The sequence below is a fragment of the Vibrio sp. E150_011 genome (assembly GCF_053544015.1).
Genome location: NZ_JBHFOL010000004.1, coordinates 91,271 through 115,773, shown reverse-complemented (window position 1 = coordinate 115,773; position 24,503 = coordinate 91,271). Strand labels below are relative to the sequence as shown.

18 protein-coding genes and 1 pseudogene are annotated in these 24,503 nt (G+C 43.7%); 8 read left to right on the top strand and 11 right to left on the bottom strand.

Annotated elements, in window-relative coordinates; all coding sequences use genetic code 11:
- Positions 1-13 precede the first annotated feature (13 nt).
- The 3 genes from ACE1OE_RS08815 to nhaC form a co-directional block, all read right to left on the bottom strand.
- Positions 14-916: an ROK family protein gene (locus ACE1OE_RS08815; protein ID WP_449210910.1), complete on the bottom strand. Its 903-nt coding sequence runs from the start codon at positions 914-916 to the stop codon at positions 14-16.
- A 118-nt stretch (positions 917-1,034) separates the two neighbouring features.
- Positions 1,035-2,204 carry a MalY/PatB family protein gene (locus tag ACE1OE_RS08810; RefSeq protein ID WP_449210769.1) on the bottom strand — a complete coding sequence of 390 codons (1,170 nt, stop codon included), beginning with the start codon at positions 2,202-2,204 and terminating at the stop codon, positions 1,035-1,037.
- Between the two features lie 57 nt (positions 2,205-2,261).
- Complete coding sequence (gene nhaC, locus ACE1OE_RS08805; RefSeq protein ID WP_449210768.1) at positions 2,262-3,731, bottom strand: Na+/H+ antiporter NhaC; 1,470 nt, start codon at positions 3,729-3,731, stop codon at positions 2,262-2,264.
- 184 nt (positions 3,732-3,915) lie between these two features.
- On the opposite strand from nhaC, the gene ACE1OE_RS08800 reads away from it, so the two are divergent.
- Positions 3,916-4,908 (top strand): LacI family DNA-binding transcriptional regulator, encoded by a 993-nt coding sequence (locus ACE1OE_RS08800; protein ID WP_449210767.1) that lies wholly within the window; start codon positions 3,916-3,918, stop codon positions 4,906-4,908.
- A 7-nt stretch (positions 4,909-4,915) separates the two neighbouring features.
- Here ACE1OE_RS08800 and ACE1OE_RS08795 read toward each other — a convergent pair whose 3' ends face one another.
- A complete protein-coding gene (locus ACE1OE_RS08795) occupies positions 4,916-5,821 on the bottom strand; it encodes a chemotaxis protein (protein WP_449210766.1) in 906 nt (301 codons plus the stop codon).
- A gap of 186 nt (positions 5,822-6,007) precedes the next feature.
- Between ACE1OE_RS08795 and ppiC the strand changes: the two genes are divergently transcribed.
- The 3 genes from ppiC (at position 6,008) to ACE1OE_RS08780 (ending at position 8,319) form a co-directional block, all read left to right on the top strand.
- The gene (gene ppiC, locus ACE1OE_RS08790; protein ID WP_102467947.1) at positions 6,008-6,286 is read left to right on the top strand and encodes a peptidylprolyl isomerase PpiC; all 279 of its coding nucleotides are present in this window, start codon (positions 6,008-6,010) and stop codon (positions 6,284-6,286) included.
- Between the two features lie 77 nt (positions 6,287-6,363).
- Entirely contained in the window at positions 6,364-6,720 is a 357-nt protein-coding gene (locus ACE1OE_RS08785; RefSeq protein WP_102467946.1) for a YibL family ribosome-associated protein, read from the top strand.
- Positions 6,721-6,960: 240 nt separating this feature from the next.
- Positions 6,961-8,319: an alpha-amylase family glycosyl hydrolase gene (locus ACE1OE_RS08780; protein ID WP_449210765.1), complete on the top strand. Its 1,359-nt coding sequence runs from the start codon at positions 6,961-6,963 to the stop codon at positions 8,317-8,319.
- A 92-nt stretch (positions 8,320-8,411) separates the two neighbouring features.
- Here the strand turns inward: ACE1OE_RS08780 and ACE1OE_RS08775 are convergent, their stop codons facing one another.
- The 3 genes from ACE1OE_RS08775 to ACE1OE_RS08765 form a co-directional block, all read right to left on the bottom strand.
- Positions 8,412-10,253 carry a DUF3413 domain-containing protein gene (locus tag ACE1OE_RS08775; protein ID WP_449210764.1) on the bottom strand — a complete coding sequence of 614 codons (1,842 nt, stop codon included), beginning with the start codon at positions 10,251-10,253 and terminating at the stop codon, positions 8,412-8,414.
- A gap of 416 nt (positions 10,254-10,669) precedes the next feature.
- Positions 10,670-11,857 carry an alpha/beta hydrolase gene (locus ACE1OE_RS08770; protein WP_449210763.1) on the bottom strand — a complete coding sequence of 396 codons (1,188 nt, stop codon included), beginning with the start codon at positions 11,855-11,857 and terminating at the stop codon, positions 10,670-10,672.
- 13 nt (positions 11,858-11,870) lie between these two features.
- Positions 11,871-12,089 carry a hypothetical protein gene (locus tag ACE1OE_RS08765; protein WP_102467942.1) on the bottom strand — a complete coding sequence of 73 codons (219 nt, stop codon included), beginning with the start codon at positions 12,087-12,089 and terminating at the stop codon, positions 11,871-11,873.
- 282 nt (positions 12,090-12,371) lie between these two features.
- Here ACE1OE_RS08765 and ACE1OE_RS08760 point away from each other — a divergent pair, with 282 nt between their 5' ends.
- On the top strand, positions 12,372-13,325 hold the full coding sequence (locus tag ACE1OE_RS08760) for a sensor domain-containing diguanylate cyclase (RefSeq protein WP_449210762.1): 954 nt from the start codon (positions 12,372-12,374) through the stop codon (positions 13,323-13,325).
- A gap of 104 nt (positions 13,326-13,429) precedes the next feature.
- Here ACE1OE_RS08760 and ACE1OE_RS08755 read toward each other — a convergent pair whose 3' ends face one another.
- Entirely contained in the window at positions 13,430-14,029 is a 600-nt protein-coding gene (locus ACE1OE_RS08755) for an HAD family hydrolase (RefSeq protein ID WP_449210909.1), read from the bottom strand.
- Between the two features lie 1,104 nt (positions 14,030-15,133).
- Between ACE1OE_RS08755 and ACE1OE_RS08750 the strand changes: the two genes are divergently transcribed.
- On the top strand, positions 15,134-16,225 hold the full coding sequence (locus ACE1OE_RS08750; protein WP_449210761.1) for an efflux RND transporter periplasmic adaptor subunit: 1,092 nt from the start codon (positions 15,134-15,136) through the stop codon (positions 16,223-16,225).
- 27 nt (positions 16,226-16,252) lie between these two features.
- On the top strand, positions 16,253-19,297 hold the full coding sequence (locus ACE1OE_RS08745) for an efflux RND transporter permease subunit (protein WP_449210760.1): 3,045 nt from the start codon (positions 16,253-16,255) through the stop codon (positions 19,295-19,297).
- Between the two features lie 42 nt (positions 19,298-19,339).
- Here ACE1OE_RS08745 and ACE1OE_RS08740 read toward each other — a convergent pair.
- A pseudogene (locus ACE1OE_RS08740) lies at positions 19,340-20,582 on the bottom strand (IS3 family transposase).
- 128 nt (positions 20,583-20,710) lie between these two features.
- On the bottom strand, positions 20,711-21,454 hold the full coding sequence (locus ACE1OE_RS08735; protein ID WP_102467935.1) for a dienelactone hydrolase family protein: 744 nt from the start codon (positions 21,452-21,454) through the stop codon (positions 20,711-20,713).
- Between the two features lie 235 nt (positions 21,455-21,689).
- Here ACE1OE_RS08735 and ACE1OE_RS08730 point away from each other — a divergent pair, with 235 nt between their 5' ends.
- Positions 21,690-22,802: a BamA/TamA family outer membrane protein gene (locus ACE1OE_RS08730; protein ID WP_372062341.1), complete on the top strand. Its 1,113-nt coding sequence runs from the start codon at positions 21,690-21,692 to the stop codon at positions 22,800-22,802.
- 66 nt (positions 22,803-22,868) lie between these two features.
- Here ACE1OE_RS08730 and dcuC read toward each other — a convergent pair whose 3' ends face one another.
- Positions 22,869-24,236 (bottom strand): anaerobic C4-dicarboxylate transporter DcuC, encoded by a 1,368-nt coding sequence (gene dcuC, locus ACE1OE_RS08725; protein ID WP_102467933.1) that lies wholly within the window; start codon positions 24,234-24,236, stop codon positions 22,869-22,871.
- Between the last annotated feature and the right edge of the window lie 267 nt (positions 24,237-24,503).

The window sequence follows — 24,503 nt, the reverse complement described above, 5'->3', positions numbered from 1 at the left end:
GAATCAGAGGTAGCTAAGCATGAATAATAGGTAACCACGCTGCACCACGTACGCCGCTGCTGTCGCCGTATTTGGCTTTAAGTATCGGCGTATAACTATCAGGGCTAAAAACATATTGAGTCATTTGTTTTTCAATATCCGAATAAAGCGATGCTACCTGTGACAGACCACCGCCAATGACGATGGCATCCGGGTCTATCATATTGACAATGTATGCAAAGCTACGAGCGATGTGGTCAACAAGTTGATAGTAAGATAATCTCGCTTTGTGGTCACCTCGCTGGTAAGCCTCGATGATTACTGGAGCAGATTTGGTTTCGGAAAATCGTTGAGCGTATTGCACTTCAAACCCTGTACCAGATATAAACCGCTCAATGCAATTTTGACGACCACAATAGCAGGGCTGACCAATGCCATCTTTTGAATATTCATAATTTGGTAAGGGATTATGGCCCCATTCACCACAAATCGCATTGGCACCAATAATCAATTGCTGATTCACGACGAGTCCACCACCACAACCGGTTCCAAGAATGACGCCAAAGACCACTTTTTTCCCTGCTGCCACTCCGTCCATGGCTTCTGACAATGCAAAGCAATTGGCGTCATTGGCAATGTGTACATCTCGATTCAGCGCTTTCTCTAAATCTTGTTTTAGATGCCTACCATTTAAGAAGGTGCAGTTGGCATTCTTAACAACGTGGGTTTTGGGGCATATTGCGCCTGGAAGGCCTAAACCAATACTGCCTTTTTTACCGAGTTTAGCCTCCGCTTGTATCACCAATTCGGTAATCGATGAGATAAAGTTGGCGTAATTGTTCGGTGTCACAATTCTTTCTTTTATGAGTTCTTCATTATGTTGATTGTAAGCTCGGAGTTCAATTTTTGTTCCGCCAATGTCTAGGCCAAATTTTATTGCAGTCATGATCTTTGGGTTCTCAAGCGGGTCATTAGAGGGGTTACCGAAAAGAGCAGTAAACGGAGTTATCTGCTCTTCGGCGCAATGGCTTTATCGCTCGAATTACGTCTATTCGTTATTCGAGCACGGTGCGAAGCCGAGCAATTTTTTCTTGTAAGATTGACGTTGGGCAGCCTAGGTTGAGACGTATAAACCCTTGGCCTTGTTCACCAAAGCTATAACCCATTGTAGGGATGACACCAGCGCGGTGTAGTTTGGTTTCTAACTCTTGGTCACTAAGATTGAGAGCTCGACAATCTAACCATGCCAAATAGGTGGATTCTTGTTGTCGGTATTTCACTTTTTTCAGCTCAGAATCAACAAATTGTGCCAGCACGCGGTTATTGTTTTCTAGGTAATGCAAGGTGTCACTCAACCATTCTCGGCCATGGCGATATGCAGATTGGTTCGCCAGTAAGCTTAGTGAGCTGTATACATCAATACCATATGCCAATAGCTTTGATTTTAATGCGATGGCTTCTTCTTCATTTGGGATCATCGTGTTTGTCAGACGCATTGATGGCAAGCCAAACGATTTGGTACCCGCAATACACACAGCCATTTTCTGACGATACTTAGGGTTAACTCGTAAACAGCTGAAGAACTTATGGCCACTAAACACCACATCTGCCCAGATTTCATCTGAGATAATATAGGTGCCGTACTGATGACAGAGCGCACACACTTTCGTGACTTCTGTTTCAGACCATACACGTCCGCCCGGATTGTGAGGGTTACATAGCATGAGAATCTTGATTCCCGTTTTTAGCTGACGCTCGAGGTCCTCAAAATTAATCGTGTAATAACCATCATTATTGTCGAGTGGTGATACGGCAAGTGAGCGATGGGTGTTTTCAATGGTGCGATAAAAGGCGTGGTACACCGGACTGAACACCAAGACTTGGTCACCAGGGTTACTCCATCGTTCAATCAACATGGCAATGGCAGGAAGGCTTCCGGGCGTAGTGTGAAACCATTCTTTCTTCAGTTCGACTTGATGATTCTCAGACCACCAATCAATCACCGAGTTAAAGTATTCATCGCTGCGCTCTGAGTACCCAAAGACGCCATGTTCAATGCGTTCTTTAAGAGGGGTAGTGATGAACTCTGGTGCTTTAAAGTCCCAGTCAGATACCCAGCTAGGTAGCGCTTCTCCTTTTGGAACCCCGAGCCACTTTTCCATGTAGTCCCACTTGAGGCAATCGGTATCATAGCGATTGATAACGGTATCTAATTCGTGTTGCATAAATGTCCTCATTCGTCATGGGAAGCGTTAGCTTCCCACTGTTGTGTTGATTTTTTACTAAATAGTGGCGGCTTTTTTCGCTGCGTCTGATTGCTGAGACTTAGCAGTATGGACAGCGTCTTTTAGCTTTGCGATGCCGATACCGCTAGAAGCCCAAATCATGGCAAAGAACACACCAGAGTAGTTTTGCACTGCCCAAGGAAGGTAATCGAGCGTTGCTACCCCGAGCGTTGCTGCCATAAATACACCAGCGTTTGTCCAAGGAATAAGGGGCTCAATAACGGTGCCTGCGTCTTCGATAGTTCGTGATAAGTTTTTCGCATCCAACTGCATACGCTTGTATGTATCTCGGAACAGCTCTGACGGAATGAGCAGGGCTAGCTTGCCGTCTGAGGTGGTACAAACCACGGTTAATGTGGTGACAATAGTCGCCCCAATTAAGCTTGCAGTGCCTTTAATGCCTTTGGCCAAAATGTTAACCAAAACAGTTAAACCACCCGTGAGAGCCAGTGTGCCAGCAAACGAGAAAGCGCAGAATACAAGTAACACAACGCCCATCATTGATGACATGCCACCACGGTTGACCAGGGTTAATACGTCGCTGACTATTTCAACATGACCTAAACCTGCACTTGCAAACATGGAGGCGTTAAATCCACCTAGCGTAGAATTAAGCGCTGTCGCGAGGTCAAAGCCTTGAAATACGATGGCATTAATGATGGCGATAGAGATAGCCGCGATCATTAGTGGGATAGTTGGAAGCTTGCGTATCGCACCCCAAAGAATCAAGACAGGCGGTAGTAGCAAGAAGATATTTAACGAGAAAAGTTCATCCAAGTTGGCCAATATAGCGATGATTTTTTCGGGAGTGTCTGCTGAGACATCACTGTTTCCCGCAAAGAAAAAAACCACAGAAGCAAGCAAAAATGCCGGAATTGTTGTCCAAAGCATGTGTTGAATATGCGAGTACAAATCAGTACCAGCAACAACCGGTGCAAAGTTAGTAGAGTCGGAAAGAGGGGAGATCTTATCACCGAAATACGCGCCAGAGACAACGGCTCCAGCCACAGCGGCTAGGTTAGCATCCATACCTGTCGCGACACCCATTAAAGCGACACCGACGGTACCCGCCGAGCCCCAAGACGTCCCTGTACACAGAGAGACCAAACTGGTGACGAGAAACGCAGTGAGGATAAGGTACTCGGGACTGATGACTTTCAAACCGTAATACACCAGCATTGGAATGGTGCCACCGATCATCCAACTACCAATTAAGCCGCCAACTAAGACGAGAATGAACACTGCAGGCAAAGCCTTAGCAAGCCTTTCTACAATTGCATTTTGAATATCATTCCAGCCATAACCTAGCTTCCATGCGACACATGAAGCAACAATAGCTGAAGCAAGAAGCAAGCTTTCAATGGGTAAACCAAAGACGCCGTATCCGACGACTAAGAACAGCAACATGGTGAGAATTGGCAACAAGGCCAATCCTACTGAAGGGGTCGATACCGTATTTTCTTTCATGTAAATTACATCCTAATTGTTATGCGTAGGGCGAATGTTTTTTTAGAGTAATTATTAGATTTATTGTGCAGGTAAAGCATATATTGAGATATAAACGGAATCTGTGATGAAATTCAACAATGTAATAATTTGAAATTGCCATGTAAATTACATTAATGCATAGTGACAAAAAAGGGAGATAATAATGGCTACAATTAATGATGTTGCAAAATCGGCGGGAGTCTCTACCGCGACCGTATCTCGCGTTATAAACCATTCTTCAAACGTGGTACCTGAAACGGTCAGTTTGGTTGAAAAAGCGATGCGCGATGTTGGCTATAAAATCAAAGGTAATCAACGTCTTAATATAAACCAAGGCTTAAATGCGATTGGTTTGATTGTCAGTCGTTTTAACTCGCCTTTTTATGGGCTATTGAGCCAAGGCGTAGAGAAAATTGCTAAGCAACACGATAAAAAAATGATCGTGGCAAGCGGCAATTATGATGCGGATTGTGAAGAGGATGCAGTCAAGTTCATGTTGAGCAAAGGATGTCGCAATATTGTGATCCACAGCAAGGTTATGAGTGACAAATCCTTGGTCGAGTACGCAAAACAGCTCCCCGGTCTTGTCGTGATCAACCGTCTTGTTCCAACGATTGAAGAACAATGCGTATGGCTAGACAACAGTGAAGGGACCTACCAAGCGACTCAACACTTGATAGAGCAGGGGCATCGTAAGATTGCCTTTCTGTCGTGTGATACTGAGGTTGATGATAAGTTTCTACGGTTTGATGGTTACCGAAGAGCGCTTGATGATGCCGGTATCGAGTTTAACCCTGACTGGGTAGAAGAGGTTCCTTTTGGTGAGCAAGGGGGAGCACTTGCGGCGACCAATTTCTTGAATAAAGGGCTGCCGATGACCGCAATGGTCGCTTTTAATGATTTTTTTGCCGCAGCCGCCATTCAAGTATTTAAAGAACATGGTGTCTCTATCCCTGAACAGTTGTCGATCATTGGTTTTGATGATGTATTGCCTCAGTGCTATTTCTCACCAAAGTTGACGACAATTCGCAGCCCTATAGAAAGTATGGCAATAAATGCGGCGCGAATCTCGATAGAAGGGCGACAAAGTGCGGTGTCTCGCTCTTTTCATCCTTTATTGATAAAGCGCGACTCCGTTATGCCTGTACGATGTTAGGAAATGACTAATGTTCGCTGAAGGTTTCTGCGCCCCTAAGCATTGCTTCAATGAGTTCACCCGCATTGAATTTCATTAATGCTTCATGGGCTCCTACCTGCCTAGCTCGGTCGGTACACATTTCACTCGATAATGAGGTGTGTAGAATGCGATAAGCTTGGTTTAATGACGAATCATTTTGTACTTCAAAGACCAGTTCATAGCCATCTAGGCCAGGCATTTCGATGTCACTGACGAGGATATCAACCGCGTTGTTTCTATTGGCTTGATCACGCATAAACGCCAACGCGCTATTTCCGTCTTTGCAAATATTGAAAGGGATGTTGATTTGATTGAGTGCGTCGCCTAGCTGTTTTCTCGCAATCGATGAGTCATCGACAAGCAACACATTGAGAGCTTTCATTCGCTCACGTTGTACATCGGTTAACATCGGGATTTTGGTATCCGCATATTGTGGATAGATTTTTGACAGTAACAGTTCTACATCAAGCAGTTGCACGATATCACCGTTAAACTTGGTCACTCCCGTTACGAAGATGTTTTTTCCTGAACTGTCTGGAGCGGGTTCTATCTCTCTCCAGTTACATTCAATGATTTTATCTATTTCTCTGACCATAAACGCAACCACGGTCCGAAGACAATCCGTGACAACAAGGTAGGTGCTGGAATATTCTTCTGGCGTGATAGGCCGAAAGCCAATGGCTGCCGCCATATCGATGACAGGAACCGTTAATCCCCGGATGCTAACTGTACCCACAACGTGCTGATGAGAATAAGGGATCTGAGTTGTCGGCAAGAATGGGACTATTTCTCGAACCTTAAGCGTACCGATAGCAAAGCGCTGCTTTTGCATATTAAGAGTGAACAATAACATGCCTTGTGCTTGATTTGCTTTACTTATAGTTGGCGACATCGAATACATACCCTAAGTTGGTGACAGTCTAATTCTATAGAATAGTTTTAAATTTCCCTAACTTATCTGCGGCAGATCAGAATAAAGTTGAAGCTGCTTAGATTGTAAACGTGATTTCGATCTCATAATGATTTACACTCTCGCTATTATTAACATCTCATCGTTTTGTATTAGGGTAGACACGTCATGGCAAGAACTGCGGCCGCACTGCACATTTTGGTTAAGCATAAAGAACAAGCTGAAGATATTATTAGCCAATTAAAAAAAGGTGCCAAGTTCCAGGCTCTTGCAAAGAAACACTCAACGTGTCCTTCTGGCAAAAAAGGTGGTGACTTAGGCGAATTTCGCAAAGGTCAAATGGTGCCACAATTTGATAAAGTGTGTTTCACTGGTGAAGTCTTGACTCCGCACTTAGTAAAAACCAAATTTGGCTGGCATGTTGTTAAGGTGCTTTATCGGACCTAAACTTAGCGGCATGACCGTTAAGTCTGTGATACACTCCGCGTCCGTTTTATTCATTCGTTTACTAGGTTCAGATAACAATGAGCATGAAAAAAGAAATTCAAACACTTAAAAACCGTCTTGATGCATGTCAGCATAAGCTTAACAGCGCTAAAGCTCGTGGTGACAACGAGATGATCTCCAAATTTACGGATGAAATTGAGAAACTAACGAAAAAACTGGCACAGCTAAAACACAAAGCTAGCTATGACATGAATCAAGAGCGTAAAAGCTTGTTGGATATGCCGTTTTATCGTGAAATCACTAAAGCAGAGCAGGCTGATCTTGGCAAGTTGAAGAAATCGGTCAAGGGCCTTGTAGTGGTTCACCCAATGACCAAAATTGGCAAAGAGCTGCGTCTTGATGTAATGACAGGTTTTGCTCCGAAAAAATTCTAATCGTTTTCTACGATGTGAAAAACGCGCTTACTGAAGCGCGTTTTTTTGTGTCCAAATTTCATGAAAAAGTAAGGGCTCGGTGGGAAACTAATCATTGAACTCGCTCAGTGGAACATAAGTTCACGAAGGCTACGCCTTGTTTCTCATACAATAGAAAATGTCTAGAGGATGATTTGAACCTTGTTAGGTTCTATATAATCGTTGTTAGAGTAAAAGACTCATTTTTGACAGGAGTGAACCATGTCACAGTCGACGACTAGCCAGAGTAATGTCATTTTGCATGCTTTTGATTGGCCGTATGCATTGGTAGCGGAAAGAGCGGAAGAAATTAAAACACTAGGCTATAAAACCGTGCTCGTTTCTCCTCCGATGAAATCCTTTAGACAGTCTTTGCCGGTTCAATGGTGGCAATTGTATCAGCCGCAAGACTATCGAGTAATCGATAATAAGTTGGGCAATACAGAAGACTTTAAGGCAATGATGGCCGCCCTTAATGAACAGGGGGTGTGGGTATACATTGACGTTGTTTTCAATCATATGGCAAACGAATCTGGTTCAAGGTTGGATCTTCAATACCCGAGCAACGTTGATATTGAAGGCTACCAAGCGCATTCTCAATACTTCGAACAGCAAAAACTATTTGGGGATTTGAATGAGCCTCTTTTTGATGAGAATGATTTCGTTGAAGCATTTGGTATCAAGAACTGGAAAGATCGCTGGGAAGTCCAACATGGACGCTTAACCGGTGGACCCAGTGACCCAGGTTTACCAACCCTGCGCACGAGCAAACGCGTCATTGAGCAACAACAAGCTTATTTACGCGCGATGAAGAATCTTGGGGTGCGTGGATACCGCATTGATGCGGCCAAACACCTAAGCCTCGAGCACATTCAAGCGGTGTTTACTCAAGATATTACGGAAGGGATGCACGTATTTGGCGAGATCATCACGGATGGCGGAGCCACGAAAGAAGAATACGAGTTGTTTTTGCAGCCGTACTTAGAGGAGACTCGGCTTGCCGCCTATGATTTCCCATTGTTCAATACGGTATTTGAGGTGTTTGAGAAGAAAGGCAGTATGGCGTCACTAATTGACCCTTATTGCTTTGGTCAAGCGCTGACAAATGCTCGTTCGATTACCTTTGCTACGACTCATGATATTCCAAACAACGACGTGTTTCAGAATCTTGTGTTGGATGAGCAGAATGAATGGTTGGCTTATGTGTATATTCTTGGGCGGGATGGCGGCGTGCCATTGATCTATTCTGATCTTGATCCTAGCGGAATTAAGAATCAGCAAGGGCAACCACGTTGGATGAATGCTTGGAAAGATGAGAAATTATCGCAGTTGATCCAGTTCTACCACCGTATGCATGGTGAAGCTTTCGAGATTGTAGAAGCCAATGATGACATCCTTGCGTTTACCCGTGGAGATAAGGGGCTGGTGATCATTAATAAATCTTCACGAGAAAAAAGTGTGTCGGTGGATACAACGGTGAAGCTGCAATCTGCATTAAGCGACCGATTATCCGTAGCCAGTGGCATTGTGACGGTTCCAGAACATTCTGCCGCGATATTTTATATCCAACCGAAAAAATAGTAATAAAAAAGCAGGAAAAGCGTGGTGCTTTTCCTGCTTTTTAACGTCTAACCACGTTAACTTGCCAGAATGTTTTGTTAACGTATTCGCTGTTATTTAGTGTAACGGGTTAGGACATCGAGAGCGTACTGCATGCGTTCTCTATCAATTTCTTGCTCAGGAAGCAGTCGGTTACGACCATCTTTGACTTCGTACAACCCGTTCCCTTTCAGTGAGAAGATTTTATCTTCAGACACGATGGCATAATCACCGTAATCAGCCACGATAGTGTAAGGGCGGTCAACAAATTCCCCGTATAAGTCCTCACCAACGGTGTAGTCCTTAATGTCATTGGTCACACCTAGATAATTTTTCATAATGGTTGGTACAAAATCAAAGTGAGTGGTCATCTTGTCTGTTGGCCAATCGTTACTTTCTTTGTCGACGCCCGCACCGATCATTATGAAAGGTACCTTGATCTGAGCTTCGGTGAAGTTACCGTTGTGGCCCCAGAAATTCTGGCCATTGTCATTCAGTTCTTCACCATGATCGCCAGTTACAATGATCACGGTGTCATCGTAAGTGCCTTCTTCTTTAAGCTTGGCCACGACTTCTTTGATTTTACTGTCAACAAAGTGCGTGCTGGTTCGATAGCGATTAAATATGGGTTCCGGATCAGAATCGTTACTGCGTACAAACGGGTTGTTGGCGCCAGACATTGGCTCAAATTTAGGTTCATAGTCGTCTGGGAAAATGAAGCCATGGGGCGCGTCAAAAAACAAGAAAGAAAAGGTTGGCTTGTCACTACGCTGTTCATACCAGGTCGTCCAATCATCGACGAGTTCGATATCTCGATCTGCCGCTGTTCCTGTGTTTTTGCCTTTGATCCGTAAGTCTGGGATTTTGGCAAAAATAGTGCGATTGAACTCAGGAGATTCAATATGAGCGGAAGTAAATACGCCGATCTGGTAGTCCAGATCCTGGAGTCTGTCCATTAAAACCGTTGGGCGTTGGTTTGCCAGCATTGGATGCCAATAAGGACCAGGTAGCCCATAAAATAATCCAAATGTGCCCATTCGCGTCGCATTCCCGGAAGAGTAGTGTTTGTCGAACGATAAGCCATCTTGTGACATTTGATAGACCGTTGGCATATATTGCTCTGTCACGGTGTCTGGACGCCATGAGTCAATCAGAATGAGCATGATATTTTTAGGCTGCCCCAATGCTTCGCCAGTCAAAGGGTGTAACGGATAGTTTAAACCGCCTTGAATCTTGGGTGTCTTTGCTTGTCGTTTGGCTAATTCCTCACGATCTAAAAAGCCATGCTCCATTAGCAGTGAATTAGCAATAGTCGGGTAGAATAATGGCAAATATTGATTGACGAACATTACCGGTTGATAAGCCGTTGCTGCCGCCCAAATATGGATACCATGACTCGCGAGAGTAGTAGCGATAAATAGGGGTAAGAACACTTTTCGTAAAGCTTTCGTCAGTCTAAAAGTTTGACTTTCTATACGACCCAACGCCCACCATTGGAGCGCAAACAGTGCGACAAGGCCAGCGACGAGCATGGCCCATGCTGATAGTGGAAATTCAACTATTTGTCCTGACATGACGAGAGACAGCACTGGATAATTGAGATGGAATCGATAGAAACCAAATACCATAGTGTCTACAAATAAGAACGCTAAACCTACGGTTGCTAAAAGCGCAAGTAGTGGCCTTTTGGCTTTAAAGGGTAAAAAGCAAATAAATAGTGCCAGTAATCCAAAGACAAGAGTCAGCAAACTCATATGACTAATTAAACTAGAAGCCGCAAACGTATCTTGCAGGATATCAAAGGGGACATCCGGGAAATAAAAGAAGTAACGAGCACCGATGAGTGTCGCTAACAGCGCATTGATAATAAGAAAGTCATAGTAAGCACTTAAGCGCGTTTTTAATAATTTGAACATTTTTGAATCAACCCACGACAGTAGTTGCGTATTCAGGATACGACCTGAGTTTAAAACGTGGCACATTGTAGAGGAGTGGCGAATGAAATTGAATTGAAAACATGAGTTAGTGGCGAAATACTGACAACCTGTTACATTTAGAGGCTATTTGTCACGTTCTACGCCGAAGTTATTCATGTGACGTATGGTTGGCGATAGAGACCAGCACTGTTTTAGTTCTGTCGGTCACAATAACCTGCAATGATTGGCTGTTTAAATATCAATGGAAATGACGCAGTCTTGCTTGAATAAATAACGGCAATGTATGGCTTTATGTTACCGATGCGGCAGCCCCACCTGACGTTTATTATCCATTTAACGTCTATTGCCGAGGCTGCTACAGATAATCAATGATAAACGTGCTTACTCTCATCCTATCATTTTGCGGACATCACTTTATCTAAGTAATCCATGGTTTCGTTAAAGTATGGATTAAACGTCAGTCTCGCGTGGATTTTATCTTTTTCTTGATAGCCCCATGCGGAATACCAAGTCTCGTCTCCGTTCATACAGCGATCTGTGTTGACGTCATTTTGCCCGTTATCACAAATTTTCACCGATCCATTTATACCGTAATATGGATTGTTTTGGCTAAATAACATACCCATGTGAGAGGCATTGGAGATATTCAAATCAGGGCGAGGCATCGTTTGGCGGATGATGTTATTTCCTTCAGGTGGAGTACTGCCTTGCCAGATGAGCGCATTATTTGGATGAGTAAAGTGGGAATTGAACCATTTTGCAGCAGCCTGAGTATCAATAATACTGTCTGTCTCACTCAAAACCATCATTGTTGGTTTCGTAAAGGATTGAATCGAAAGCGCTTCGCGTACCATTTGAGAGGTTTGATAATAGGCGGATGCTCCATTCATCGGTAATGAATTATACCGAAGCGGGTTATCTTCGAGATCTTGATCAGCCCACGTCACAAAATAGCTGGCGAGTTGTGCGTATTTTACGGCTTCCGACTTTGGTTTGAATGCTGGAGAAAACAGGACTAATCCAGAAATGCTGCTGTCGTTGAGTGCCAAAGACGTGACGAGATTGGCACCAGTGGAGTAGCCGCCAAGCCACAGAGTTGGGTAATCATTTTTCAATAAGGAAACATGATGTGCCACGATAGCATTCCAATCGTTGTAACGTGATAGAACAAGATCGCCCGCCTTACTTCCATGCCCTGATAACAGAACTGCGCGAACTAAGTAACCTTTGTTGACTAGGTGATGAGCAACGTCATGGAACGAATACGGTGAATCGCCAAGGCCATGGACCAGCAATACTGCTTCGCCATTAGGCTTATCCGGAATGAGTTCAAAAGGGCTGTTCAGATTAAGTTCGGTTTGATGATCAGGGGTTTTGAAGTCGCGATTCTCCATTAACCAAGTACGTGTTTCCGTGAGGTAAGCATCGAACGTTGGCTGATCAAAGCGTGGCAACTGTTTGGCAGTTTGATAAGCAGGATTAGAGTTATCGCTGCTACTGCAGCCTACAATACTCGCACTGATGAATACCGCTAAATAAAAAGCGAAAGCAGTGAGCTTTCGCCTGTGGCGTTCTTTAGTCATTTGTTGTCAACGGCTACTTAGTTGAGACATTTTCATATTCGCCTTCAATGGTCTTTCCTGACGACGGTTCTTGGTAGTATGGTTGCGTTTTTAACTGTTGTTCCATCTGTTTTTTTATGCGATTGCCGGTAATTAAAGCAACAATCGCCAATGGAATGGCCATGAGTAGGCTAAATATCATAGCGAAAAACCCAATGATCAGTGCGCTGATGGTAACGAGCAAATTCTTCATAGTGACCTCTGGTGTAAATCGTTAGTAGACAGTCATACTAACGTAGCGTTTCTGAATCAAAGATGAACGAAGTCAATTAAATTCACGAAATCAATGCTACTTCAAGTTATTTGTATATAGGCAAGTGCAGTTGTTTGAGAAAATGTGGACGGGTGTAGCCTGACATTTAGTCACTGTACTGGTTGAATAAGGCTGACGAACTTAAAATTGCAGTTGGGTGTGGCATAAATAGCAAGATCTACTAATTTTATATTTACAATTATTTAATAGATTATTACCGCTATGCAACCAGCTCCGATACCTGCGAATGACGATTATCGAGTCAAAGTACTTCGCAAACTAAAAATTTTAGATACGCCGAATGAGGAGCGTTTCGACCGAGTGACTCGATTAGCTAAGCGCATGTTTAACGTCGATATTGCGTTGGTTAGTTTAGTTGACGAAGAGCGGCAGTGGTTCAAATCCTGCGTTGGCCTAGAGGCCGACGAAACGGGTAGAGATATCTCATTCTGTGGTCACACCATATTGGGTGATGAGCCCTTTATTATTCCAGATGCAATGGCTGATGAACGCTTTTGTGATAATCCTTTGGTTGACGGTGAGCCGAACATCCGCTTTTACGCGGGTGTGCCTCTCAAGCTTCCTGAGGGTATAAAGATTGGTACACTTTGTATTATCGGACGAGAACCGAGACACTTCTCTGACCAAGATGTCCATGATTTGATTGATCTGGCAAAGTTGGCTGAGAATGAACTCGTTGCTAATTTAAACTCAACGATTGACGAACTAACACAAATCTCCAATCGCAGGGGCTTCAATGCATTGGCGGACAAAGCCATCAGTAAGTGCTGTTTTTTGATGGAGCCATACAGCTTAGCTTACTTTGATCTCAATAATTTTAAAAAAATTAACGACTCGCTAGGGCACTCGGTTGGCGATGATGCACTTATTTCGTTTGCTCGCCTACTGATAGATAACTTTAGAGATTCAGATGTCATCGCTAGAGTTGGTGGAGACGAATTCGTGGTCTTGATGTCGGGTGTAACTGGTATTGATGCACGTTATCCGATGACGAGGTTCGATGAGGAAATAGCTAAATTTAATGCTTCTCAATCTCGTGTGTATGAACTTGGTTACTGCGTAGGTATCGTCTCGTGTTCACCGTTGGAAGACCTTACCCACAAAGATTTGTTGGAGAGAGCTGACAAAGCTATGTATAAATACAAACAAGATTGATGATTCATGCGCAAAGCTGAGTAAAACACTGACGTGTTGGTTCATGTTAGGAATAATCATTGTCCATTCCCCCGTCTTTCAAGATAGGTTTACAGACACCTGCATTACCGATGTTGATGGTTTTGTGCAAATGAAGCTTGTAACGAGCGTTGCAACTCAATCAGTGACGAGAAAGCAAAATCACTTCCATGTCCTAAATTTTCTGTCGTCACTTTGTCGCTATTACTGATGAAACAACTCAAGCAGCCAGCATTCTTAGCGGTTTCTATATCGTAAAAGTGATCACCAACATAAAGTATTTGGCTGCAAGTTAATTGCCACTTTTCCATAAGATAAATAAGCGCATCCGGTGCCGGTTTTGCTGGGAAATCTTCTCGAGTCAAGACGTCGTCAATGATTAAACCGTGAGCCCGTAATTTTAGCTTAGCCGCGTGTCGACAGTTCCTAGTGACAATGCCAACCTGCCAATTTTGGTGTTTAAGCCATTCAAGGGTCTCTTTAGTACCCGGCATTAATAAACTGGATTGTGCATCGTACATCTCATAAGCAAGAACAACGTCGTGTAAACGCTGTTGTTCTTTAATACATTTCTGCTTTGCTATGTGCAGTAATAGATCGTTGTTTTGTGGACAACCAATTTCTCGTCGTAATCCCATGAAATCAATATCAGAAGACACGAGAGTATTATCCAAGTCAAACACCATCGCTTTTAAGCCGTAAAAATCCAAATTGGTAACCGCTGTTAGGTAGGTTCTTCAAAGAATAGAATACCTTAACTAATATTGATAGGCGGAAAAATGTGATTTGATGTAACACTTGTAAGCATTTTTTTTGAAAGCTATGTTTGTCCTTTACCTGGGATTACAGCACCGTGTGGACCTCTTTATTCAATAAACACACAGATATACTCCATACTTAACGCTTGGAATTTCTCTTATCTGGAAATTGCCGCAGGACTAAGAGCATGTTTATCGCCTTCAAATAGCGATTAAAAGGAGCATACAGCGTGTTGAGAGACATCATAAAAACGACGAGCGCGGATTTTATGGTTTTTCGCTGATTTCACCATTAAAAATATCATCGAATTGGTTCTCCGTTTGAGTTTCTAAGCTCGATGCTCTGCCTGCCCCAAAAAGCCAGTATTGTTGGCAATAATAAAGGCTGTAGGATAATTCCTGCTCCCCAAGCCTTTGGCGCCATTTAACATGCGAACATCTTCAGTTCTATTGCCAAAAATGTGGTGACAAGATTTACAGCTCGCTTTTTTGTTGGAAAATAAAGTAGGTCAAGAGAAAGCGGCAGTCCTCGTTTTACTTCATTTGTACCTTCTTTCGTGAGCATGACTGGCTTGATAGGGGGATTCTCATGGAGTCATGAGCCTAGGGTTGTTCAGAAAAAAGTGTTGCGTGTCTTGATTGATATTGAAAGGTGTGCCGAAGTTGATCGCAAAATACAATCCAAATGTTAATCCGACAAGTAAAATAACTCCCCATTTCATGATTTGTCTGCTCATGGATTTCCTCTGATTTATTGACCAAAATTATGGGTGTGGGATACTTATTTACCGTTTCAATTCGTTCTAAAATAATCCGAATAATAATGAACTTATGATGGATTATGAGTCTTATAGAAGGTTTGTACGTATAAAGCACGCATAGCACGGTCTACATAAGTCGAAAGGTTGATTTATTGTGGCTGACATGTTGCTTTTTGCTGTTCTTAATGTAACTTGTACAGTCAAGTAGTTATTGATTTTGTTAGCCTATGTTTGGCATGACTTTTATAAATTTTTATATTGGGTGGTTGTTATGAAAACTCATTTACGAGTCCTTACTTTGGCGGCGCTAATGGGCGTTGTATTAACTGGGTGTAGCCCAGAGCCGGAGAAGACCGAAGAAGCTCCAGTTATACGTCCGGTAAAAACGATGGTAATTGGTTTAGATAATCAAAGTATGATTCGTGAGTTCCCAGCGCGTGTCCTAGCGTCTGATCGCGCAGAAATGGCGTTTAGAGTAGCGGGCAAAGTTGATAGCCTACCTGCTAAAGAAGGGGATGACGTTAAGAAAGGGACGGTTTTAGCAACACTTGACGATACACGCTTTAAACTAGCGGTGCGAGATGCCCGAGCAACGCTCCAGAGGCTTCAAGCGGACTACAAGCGTGCTCAAGAGCTAATCAAAGATAGCTTTATTTCAAAGAAAGATTTCGAGCAAATTCGAGCTGACCTTACAAGAGCACAAGCCAGTTACGACAATGCAAGAACGCAACTTAGCTACACCAAACTTGTTGCCCCTTTTGACGGTTTTGTTGCGCAGCGTAGTATCCAGAATTTTGAAAACGTCGAAGCTAAGCAAGTGGTTTTTTCTTTTCAGAATCTGAATACCCTCGAGCTTAAATTTGCGGTACCAGAGAAACTAGTTAGGCAAATTCGTGATGAGCAAGCGGCAGATCCCGTAGAGATCCCTGTATTTGCCTATTTCGATGTTGCTCGCGAAAAGCCTTATCCAGTAGTCGTCACAGAAGTGTCATCTAAAGCAGATTCTGATACTCAAACATTTGAAGTAACCGTCACGTTAGAGGCGCCTACAGATCAAAATATACTTCCGGGTATGACTGGTTATGTAACTGCTGACTTCTCGAACCTAAACCAGACCAAGGGTGCAGTTCTAATACCAACGACTGCCGTTGTCAGTGATAACTCGCACAACCCGACGGTTTGGGTTGTGGGCAATGACAACACGGTATCACCAAAGTCCATTGAAGTGTCTACAATGGCTGGCGAGCGTATTACTGTGCTATCAGGCTTAGAGATGGGCGAGCGAATTGTGACTGTAGGCGTGCCATTCCTAAACGAAGGAATGGAAGTGAGCCTGATGCCAGAAATCGATCAAGCTCAATAACTGTGACTCAGCGAGAAGAGATGTTTTATGAATTTAGGTGAGTATTCAGTAAAAAATAAGGTTAACAGCTGGCTGTTGGTCTTACTCATGACCGTTGGTGGTGTCATGGCTTATTTTGAGATGGGGAAACTGGAAGATCCAGCGTTTACTATCAAAGAAGCCAAGATCATCACGACTTATCCAGGTGCATCGCCGCAAGAAGTGTATGACGAGGTCACCTATCACATTGAAGACGCCGTTCGTTTGCTCGGACAGGTAAAGCGAATCAAGCGTTCGGTTACTCGCGAAGGGTTGTCAGATATTACGATCGAGTTCAAAGACGAATATACGTCGGCGGAGATGCCGGGTATTTACGATGAGCTCAGACGTAAGATTGCAGATAACAAGCACAAGCTGCCCCCAGGCGCCGGTGAGCCGCAGATTATTGATGACTTTGCGGACGTTTATGGTGGTTTCTTAGCCCTAAACGGCGAAGGTTATACCTATCGCGAGCTCAAAGATGTCGCTGATAACCTCAAAAAACAACTCGTATTAGTACCTGGAGTACGAAAAGTTTCTATTGATGGCGATCAGAAAGAAGCCGTTTATGTTCAAATGTCACGTGCCAAAATGGCGAAACTTGGCATTGATATGGACACCATTGAAAATCTGCTTCGCTCGCAAAACTTGGTATCTGATTCAGGCCGCTTCCGTGTTGGCCCAGAATTCATTCGAATTGAACCGACAGGTAGTTTTAAACACGTCAGCGAAATTGAAGATTTACTGATATCGAGTGATGACAAAAAACTGATTCGTTTGGGTGATATCGCCGAGGTTACACGCGAATACAAAGAAGAGCCGTCTAAGCTCATCTATTTCAATGGTAAACCATCGTTGACGGTCGGTATTTCAATGCTCGCTGGGAAAAACGTGGTTGAAGTGGGTGGATTGATTAACGACAAGATTCAAAGCTTAGAAAATCAAATTCCTCTAGGTATGAATCTCGATATTATTTACAACCAACCGCAAGAAGTTGATGCGTCGGTTGCTGGCTTTGTGACCAACACCGTTGAAGCATTGATTATCGTTGTTGTTGTACTACTCGCATTTATGGGGCTTAGAGTCGGTCTCATCATCGGTGCAGTTCTAGTGATAACCGTGGCCGGTACTCTAGCGATCATGCACCTTTATGGGATTGAGTTGCAGAGGATCTCGCTAGGGGCATTGATTATTGCGCTCGGGATGCTGGTGGATAATGCGATCGTGGTGGCTGAAGGCATGATGATTCGTATTAAGCGAGGGGTTCCTGCGATAAAGGCTGCTGGCGAAGTGGTTGGTGCAAATGGTTGGGCGCTACTCGGTGGTACAGCCGTTGGTATTCTCGCGTTTGCTGCGATTGGTATGTCTCAAAGCAACACCGGTGAATTTACCCGCTCGCTGTTCTACGTTATTTTGATCTCACTCTCTTTAAGCTGGGTGACGGCCGTTTCAACGACACCTCTTTTATGTGCGTTACTTCTTAAAAAGGAGGAACGCAAAGAAGGTGAAGAAGAAAAAGACCCATATGCGGGTGCTGGGTTTGTTATCTATAAGAGTGTTCTTCAGTTTGCTCTTAAGCAGCGTGCGCTTACTATTAGCATTATTTTGGCGATGTTTGTTGCCTCTGTATGGGGCTTCGGCTTCGTAAAAAGTGCATTTTTCCCTAACGCAAATACACCGATGTTCTTCGTTGATGTATGGGAAGTAGAAGGGACCGATATTCGCCAAACTCGGGATGACACCCTAAAGGTCGCGGACTTTATTCGAGAGCAAGAAGGCGTTGAGTGGACTGCAACGTTTATTGGTGGCGGTGCCTCACGTTTCTCTTTGGTTTACACACCACAAGATGCAACGAATGCCTATGGTCAAGTTATCGTTCGTACTGAAAATCGAGAAATGATTGCCGGGTTGCAAGCTGATATCGATAAGTTTATGAAAGACAACATCGATAGCATTGAGCCTAAGATAAAAAGCCTACGAATTGGTCCGGGACGAGATTCAAAAATTGAAGCTCGATTTGCCGGCCCCGATCCCGCGGTGCTTCGAGATCTTTCTTCTCAAGCCGAAGCGATCATGCTCGCTGATCCTGAGGCTAAAGAAGTCCGAAATGACTGGAGACAGCCTGTTAAGTTGATCAAACCTATTTTCAACGAGCAGGTGGCGCGTCAATTAGGGATTACTCGTACTGAGCTTACCGCTTCTTTGCGTGCATCAAGTGAAGGATCACAGGTTGGGATTTATCGTGATGGTGTTAGGTTGCTACCTATCTACTTCCGCAGTGATGCCAGTGAGCGCCAAAACGTGGCTCAATTAATGGATGCGCAAGTGTACAGTCCAGTTCTAGACCGTACGGTCCCAATTGCTCAGGTAGTCGTAGCATTTGAAACCGTTTGGGAAGATGCAATGATTCGTGGTCGTGACCGCTTGACGACTATTATTGCATCCGCTAACCCGACCGGTGAACTGGCTGCACCAATGTTTGATCGCCTAAAGCCTCAAATCGAAGCAATAGAATTGCCACCAGGTTATACGATGGACTGGGGTGGTGAGTATGAAGATTCCGCTGAGGCTCAAGGGGCGTTGTTTAGCGCAATACCTGTATCGTTTATTATGATGATCATTGTTGTTGTCTTGCTGTTTGGTAAGGTGAAACAACCATTGATTATTTGGATCACAGTTCCATTAGCGATTATTGGTATCACCGCTGGTTTGCTATTACTTGATGGAGCCTTTGACTTTATGGCGCTGCTTGGTGCGTTGAGTTTGATAGGCCTGTTGATAAAAAATGCGATCGTCTTGCTTGAAGAGATCGATATGCAGGCAGAAGAAAAACCGGTGTACGATGCCATTATTGATTCGTCAATTTCGCGTATGAGACCGGTAATGTTGGCGGCATGTACGACGATCTTAGGCATGATTCCGTTACTTGGTGATGTGTTCTTCGTGAATATGTCTATTACGGTCATGTTTGGTTTAGGCTTCGCTACTGTGTTGACGCTAGTCTTTATTCCCGTCATGTATGCGATTTTGTTTAAAGCAAAAAATCCAGCATAGTCACGTTTAACTAATGTCTCGTCCTAAAATACGTTGACGATTTTAGTAAGCCAGTAACGCAAGTTGCTGGCTTTTTTCATGTATCTGATTTGGTGTATTCATACCTAGGCTGAGATGCGGCCTCATTTCGTTATACGTATATATCGACTCTTCAACAAGCGTTTTTAACTCGTTAAGATCTTTGCACTGAGTAAGCAAGAACTCTTGCTTTAGGGTACCATTGACCCGCTCAGCTAACGCATTCTGGTAACAGTCATATCCATCCGTCATTGACGGTGTTATGTCATGCTTTTTAAGCTTCTCTTGATAAAGACTAGAGCAATACTGAAGCCCTCTATCTGAATGATGGATTGTCGCATGACGATAACATCGATTTTTTACCGTCATCTCTAAAGCCTTCACAACATCGCTCGCTTTCATTTCATTGCTGGCTTCATACCCCATGATTTTATGACTGAAGGCATCGGTAACTAATGATAAGTAATGAACGCCCTCGTCCGACTGAATATAAGTGATGTCACTCACCAGAACCTCTTCTGGTTTCGAAGGAACAACTTCTTTTAGCAAGTTCGGATGTTTTTTCATCCAGTGCCTGCTGTTCGTTGTTTTGGTGTAGCTCCGCTTGGGCTTAACCAGTAAGCGCTCTTCCCTGAGATAATTAAACAAAGCATCACGCCCAAGTTTTATTCCTTTCTCTATCAGTTTAGGTTTCAGTAAGAAATAGAGCTTACGAGTCCCTAGGCGAGGCATGAAGCGCCTTAGTTCAAGGACCATTCCTTTCACAGGAGCAAGCTCAGCCTGACGAGTTATCTCTCGCTTTTCTCTCTGATAAACACACTGACGAGAGATATCGAGTAACGAGCAAGCTTTACTTAAGCTTACTTTCTTCTCTTTTTGAAGGCTTCTTGCTCCTTCGCTATATACTTTTTTCTTAGCGACATCCCATGCTCAGCGTCAAGAATATCGACAACTCTGTTGAGAAGAAGACATCTAAGACGCTCATCTTCGAGCTCTTGTTCAAGGCGTTTTATTTTTGAGCTGGTGTTTCATTCGCTCTCGGTGATTTAGGCATCGTGATCTTCCTAGGATTAGTAATCCAATCCATTTTGCCATGCTTTCTTAACCAAGTAAGAACGGTCGAACGACCTTGTATTCCGTAAATTGATTGGGCTTGTTTATAGGTCATATCGCCTTTTTCTATGGCGTCTACAACCTGTAATTTAAAGCCTAGTGTGTAATCACGCTGAGTGCGCTTAACGTAGTGTTTATTTGGGATGCTCATCATTAGTCCTCAATGTGTAAACACATTTCAGGACGGGACATAAGAAAGATAAAGGCCAGATTCTTAAGAATCTGGCCTTTTTTTATTTCTATATCAGTGGGCTATGATGGCCTGGGATGTTTATTGACACGTTATTTGCCGGTTTTAGCCACTAAAAACTCAGAGAATGCAGTCCAAGATTTCTTGTCGGCATCTTCTCGGTAATTTTTGGATCCAAATACAGTAAATGCATGAGGTGCACCGCTGTATGTGATCATTTCATGGGAGACGTTGTTTTGTTCAAGCTCTACCGCTAACTCAGCAAACTGAGACATAGGAATCGCCGCGTCAGCGGTACCATGAAGAACCATAATAGGTGCGGTGGTTTGTGTGTAGTTTTGTCCTTTCGGTGTCTGTAGGCCGCCGTGGAACGTCACAAAGCCTCTCGCGTTCATACCCGCTCGAGCTGACTCAAGGACGGCTGCCCCTCCGAAGCAATATCCCATCACTACCGTATTATCGAGGTTGCCGCCTAGCTTACCTGCTTCAGACAACCCAGCATTCATAAGCGCTTGCAGTTTCGCTCTATCTTTATAGAGTTCGCCAGTGTGTTGTTTTTTATCTTCCACTTTGGTTGGCCTGACATCTTGACCAAATAGATCAACGGCAAACACGTTATAGCCCATAGCATTGAGCATTTCCGCTCGCTCCTCTTCGTATTCAGTGAGTCCGTCCCAATCATGGACTAGCAGAACCATAGGAGCCGTGTTATTAATCTTTGCCCAATACCCTTCATAGGGTTGCCCGTCTACTTCGTAAATAATGTGCTCTCCTGCCAGTGATAGGGGGGCGGTAAGTGTTGTCGCAAGCGCCAATCCAATGAGCTTATAATTCATTTGTCTTCCTTTTCGTTTGGTGTTTGTTTTGTCATTGAATTTTAGTACGAGAAATGGAAGTTGTGGTCCAATTGATAAGGAAATTATTCGTTTAAGTTCATCGCTTTCTTGATAATCAACGCTTGAGAGTAAATATGGTAAAGAGTTAGGACAAAAGTAAGCGATGAAAAATTCCTTTTTTGGCTCACTAATATTCTGTATAACAATGAGAGAATATATGACATGGATGTAATTAATGGCTTCAAAACTAAAACGTATGAGTATGTCGGCGTTGTTGCTCGGAGTATCCCCGTTTTCTTGGTCTGCGGAATATAAAGATCATGTTGATGATAAAAAAGATAAAGTAGAGAACACACGGCAAACAAGCGGCGAAAAGGAAGGTTTTATTGCGCTGCCGATCCCCATGTCGAATCCAACATTAGGAACAGGAGTACAGCTTCTCGGCCTTTATATGCATGCCAAGGACCCTGATTCTGTCGCTCACAATGACACATCGGGCATTATGGGAATGTATACCTCTACAGAAAGCTGGTTAGTCGGTGCGTTTCATGATGGCGCGTTAAACGACGACACAATTCGGTATACGGGAGGATTGTTCCACGGTAATTTAAATCTCAAATACTATGGTGATGGCAATGATCCGACGTTTTCTGATGATCCCCTTGATTACGGTATGACGATGACTGCCGTTATGTTGCGTGCATTGTTTAAGCTTGGCGATTCTAGTTGGTATCTCGGTCCGCAATACAATTATATGCAGACGGAAATCAGTTTTAATACGTTCAACAGTTTTTGGCCTCAACCTGAAGACGTTAAATCAGGTGGGTTGGGGGCGGTACTTCACTTTGATACCCGCGATGACAACTATTATCCAACTGATGGATGGTTCGCTCAGTTTAGTTATATGGATTATGGTGAGCAATGGGGAGGGGATGGTGATTATGCCATCGGTAAATTAGCAGCCAGTAACTATACGAGTGTATGGGAAAACGTGGTCATTGCATCGAAAGTGACGATGGAGTCTAGTGGCGGAGATGTCCCATTTTATGAAAAACCCACGCTGAAGATGAGAGGCTTTAACCATGGCCGCTATCGGAATGACAACATCATCCAAGGTCAATTTGAGGGGCGATGGACATTTAAACCACGCTTTGGTCTCGTTGCATTTGTTGGACTGGGGAAAACCTCGGAAGCAGAGCAAGATATTTTGAGTCAAAATACGATTGTAACAAAAGGGTTGGGTTTTAGATGGCAACCCGTGGAACAAAAGAAAATGAATATCAGGCTTGATTTTGCCAAAGGCCCGGAAGAAAACACATTTTACCTGTCGGTCGGTGAGGCCTTCTAAATAACGTAGAAAGGGAAGCTAATTGCTTCCCTTTTATTATTGGTGATGCCAGATTATCTAGTACGATTAGGCTGACATAGGGACAAGAATCATGGTGCCGATGATGACGGTAACCAAACCTGCGAGTACAGGCACTGATGTACGTTTCACCACTTCAAATGGCGAGATGTTCCCCATCCCCGATGTTGCAACGATGACACCAGAAACTGGCGAGATAGTACGGCCCAAGTTAGAAGCCTGCAGCATAGGTATAATTAAGAAAGCAGGATTGAGCCCCATCTTAGCTGCCAAAGAAGGCGCTAGTTCAACAAAGGCATAAAACGGGGCGTTACCCGAACCCGTTGCGATAGCGGCGGCAACGGTGAGGCCGGTTAGGATCAACATAAGTGCAACACCGCCCGCACCAGCGGAGTCAGCTAGGTGAAGTAGGTTATCTATGGCACCAATAGACATTAAGCCTTGAGCGAACACTCCCGCCGCTACTAATAACATCACAACGCCTTTAAACGCATCTGCCATGCCTTGGTAACAAGATTCCAAATCTTCTAGTGTCTTTTTGCCGTTAAACTTCTGAGTACAAAAGTTAATGACGGCGCCAATGAATATTGAACCCACGACAATAGTGTAGATGTCTAATGAAAGGCCTGGGATTGTGCGACCGTTGAATAGGAAGACACCCACAATCGGCAAAAACGGAAGGATGCAATAAAAGGCAGGGGCATCGACTTTCATTTCAGAGACATCAACACGTTCCATTGGTGTATTTTCTTTTTTATCGAGATATTTATTCCAGAAGAAAGCGGCGGCAGCCATCACAATTATCGCGCAAATGGAGACCGGCAGTACCGTTTGAACCGCGAACACATCCAGTGCAAGCCCAGACTTTTCTGCAGCAATGACGACATCACCAGAGGTTGGGGATAAGATAATCGCGGCAGGCGAAGCACAGACAGCAACGGCAGCAGGGCGTGAGATGCCCATGGCCGTCATCATTGGGAATAACGTTGCCATCAATAATACGCCAAGCCCAGTCGCTGAACTGACCGCCAAAGACATAAGACATGCCACAATATAAGCCGCAACGAGCAACACATACGGCGACTTAATGAACGAAAGAGGTTTAGAGAACTGTTTTACCACCACGTTGTTTGCGCCGATATGTGTCATGTAAGACGCAAATCCGCATAACAACATAATTTGCATACCGAGACCACCGCCGCGGTACTGCAGCATATACTTCACGTATTCAAGTGAGTCTGTGACCATATTACCGGTTGATGTAATTTTCGAAGGCAACACGGTGTGGCCTAATATACCGGTAAGCAAAAGCAGTAAGATACCGGCCGTCAATAACACGCCCGCAGGCTTGTAGCCTTTAACAATGAAATAGCCCACTGCTATTGTCACTATTAAGCCAATCAGTAGTTCTAACATAATCGTCCTTTCATTCCGTTAAAATCCGCAACAATGTATTTCTAAATGTGTCAGGAAATGTACAGGGAATTACTATGTGGCACGACCGTTACATAACAATCCGATGATCTAAGACAATAAATTAATGTTAATGAAAATGGCAGGTTTTTAGGCTGTGTATTGCCTGTTGTTTGGGTGTTAATGCGGTGTTGTTGTTGCGCTACAAAACTACAACGTAGATCACTCATGTATGATTATTGAGCATTTCAAGATATGAATGAAGTTTTA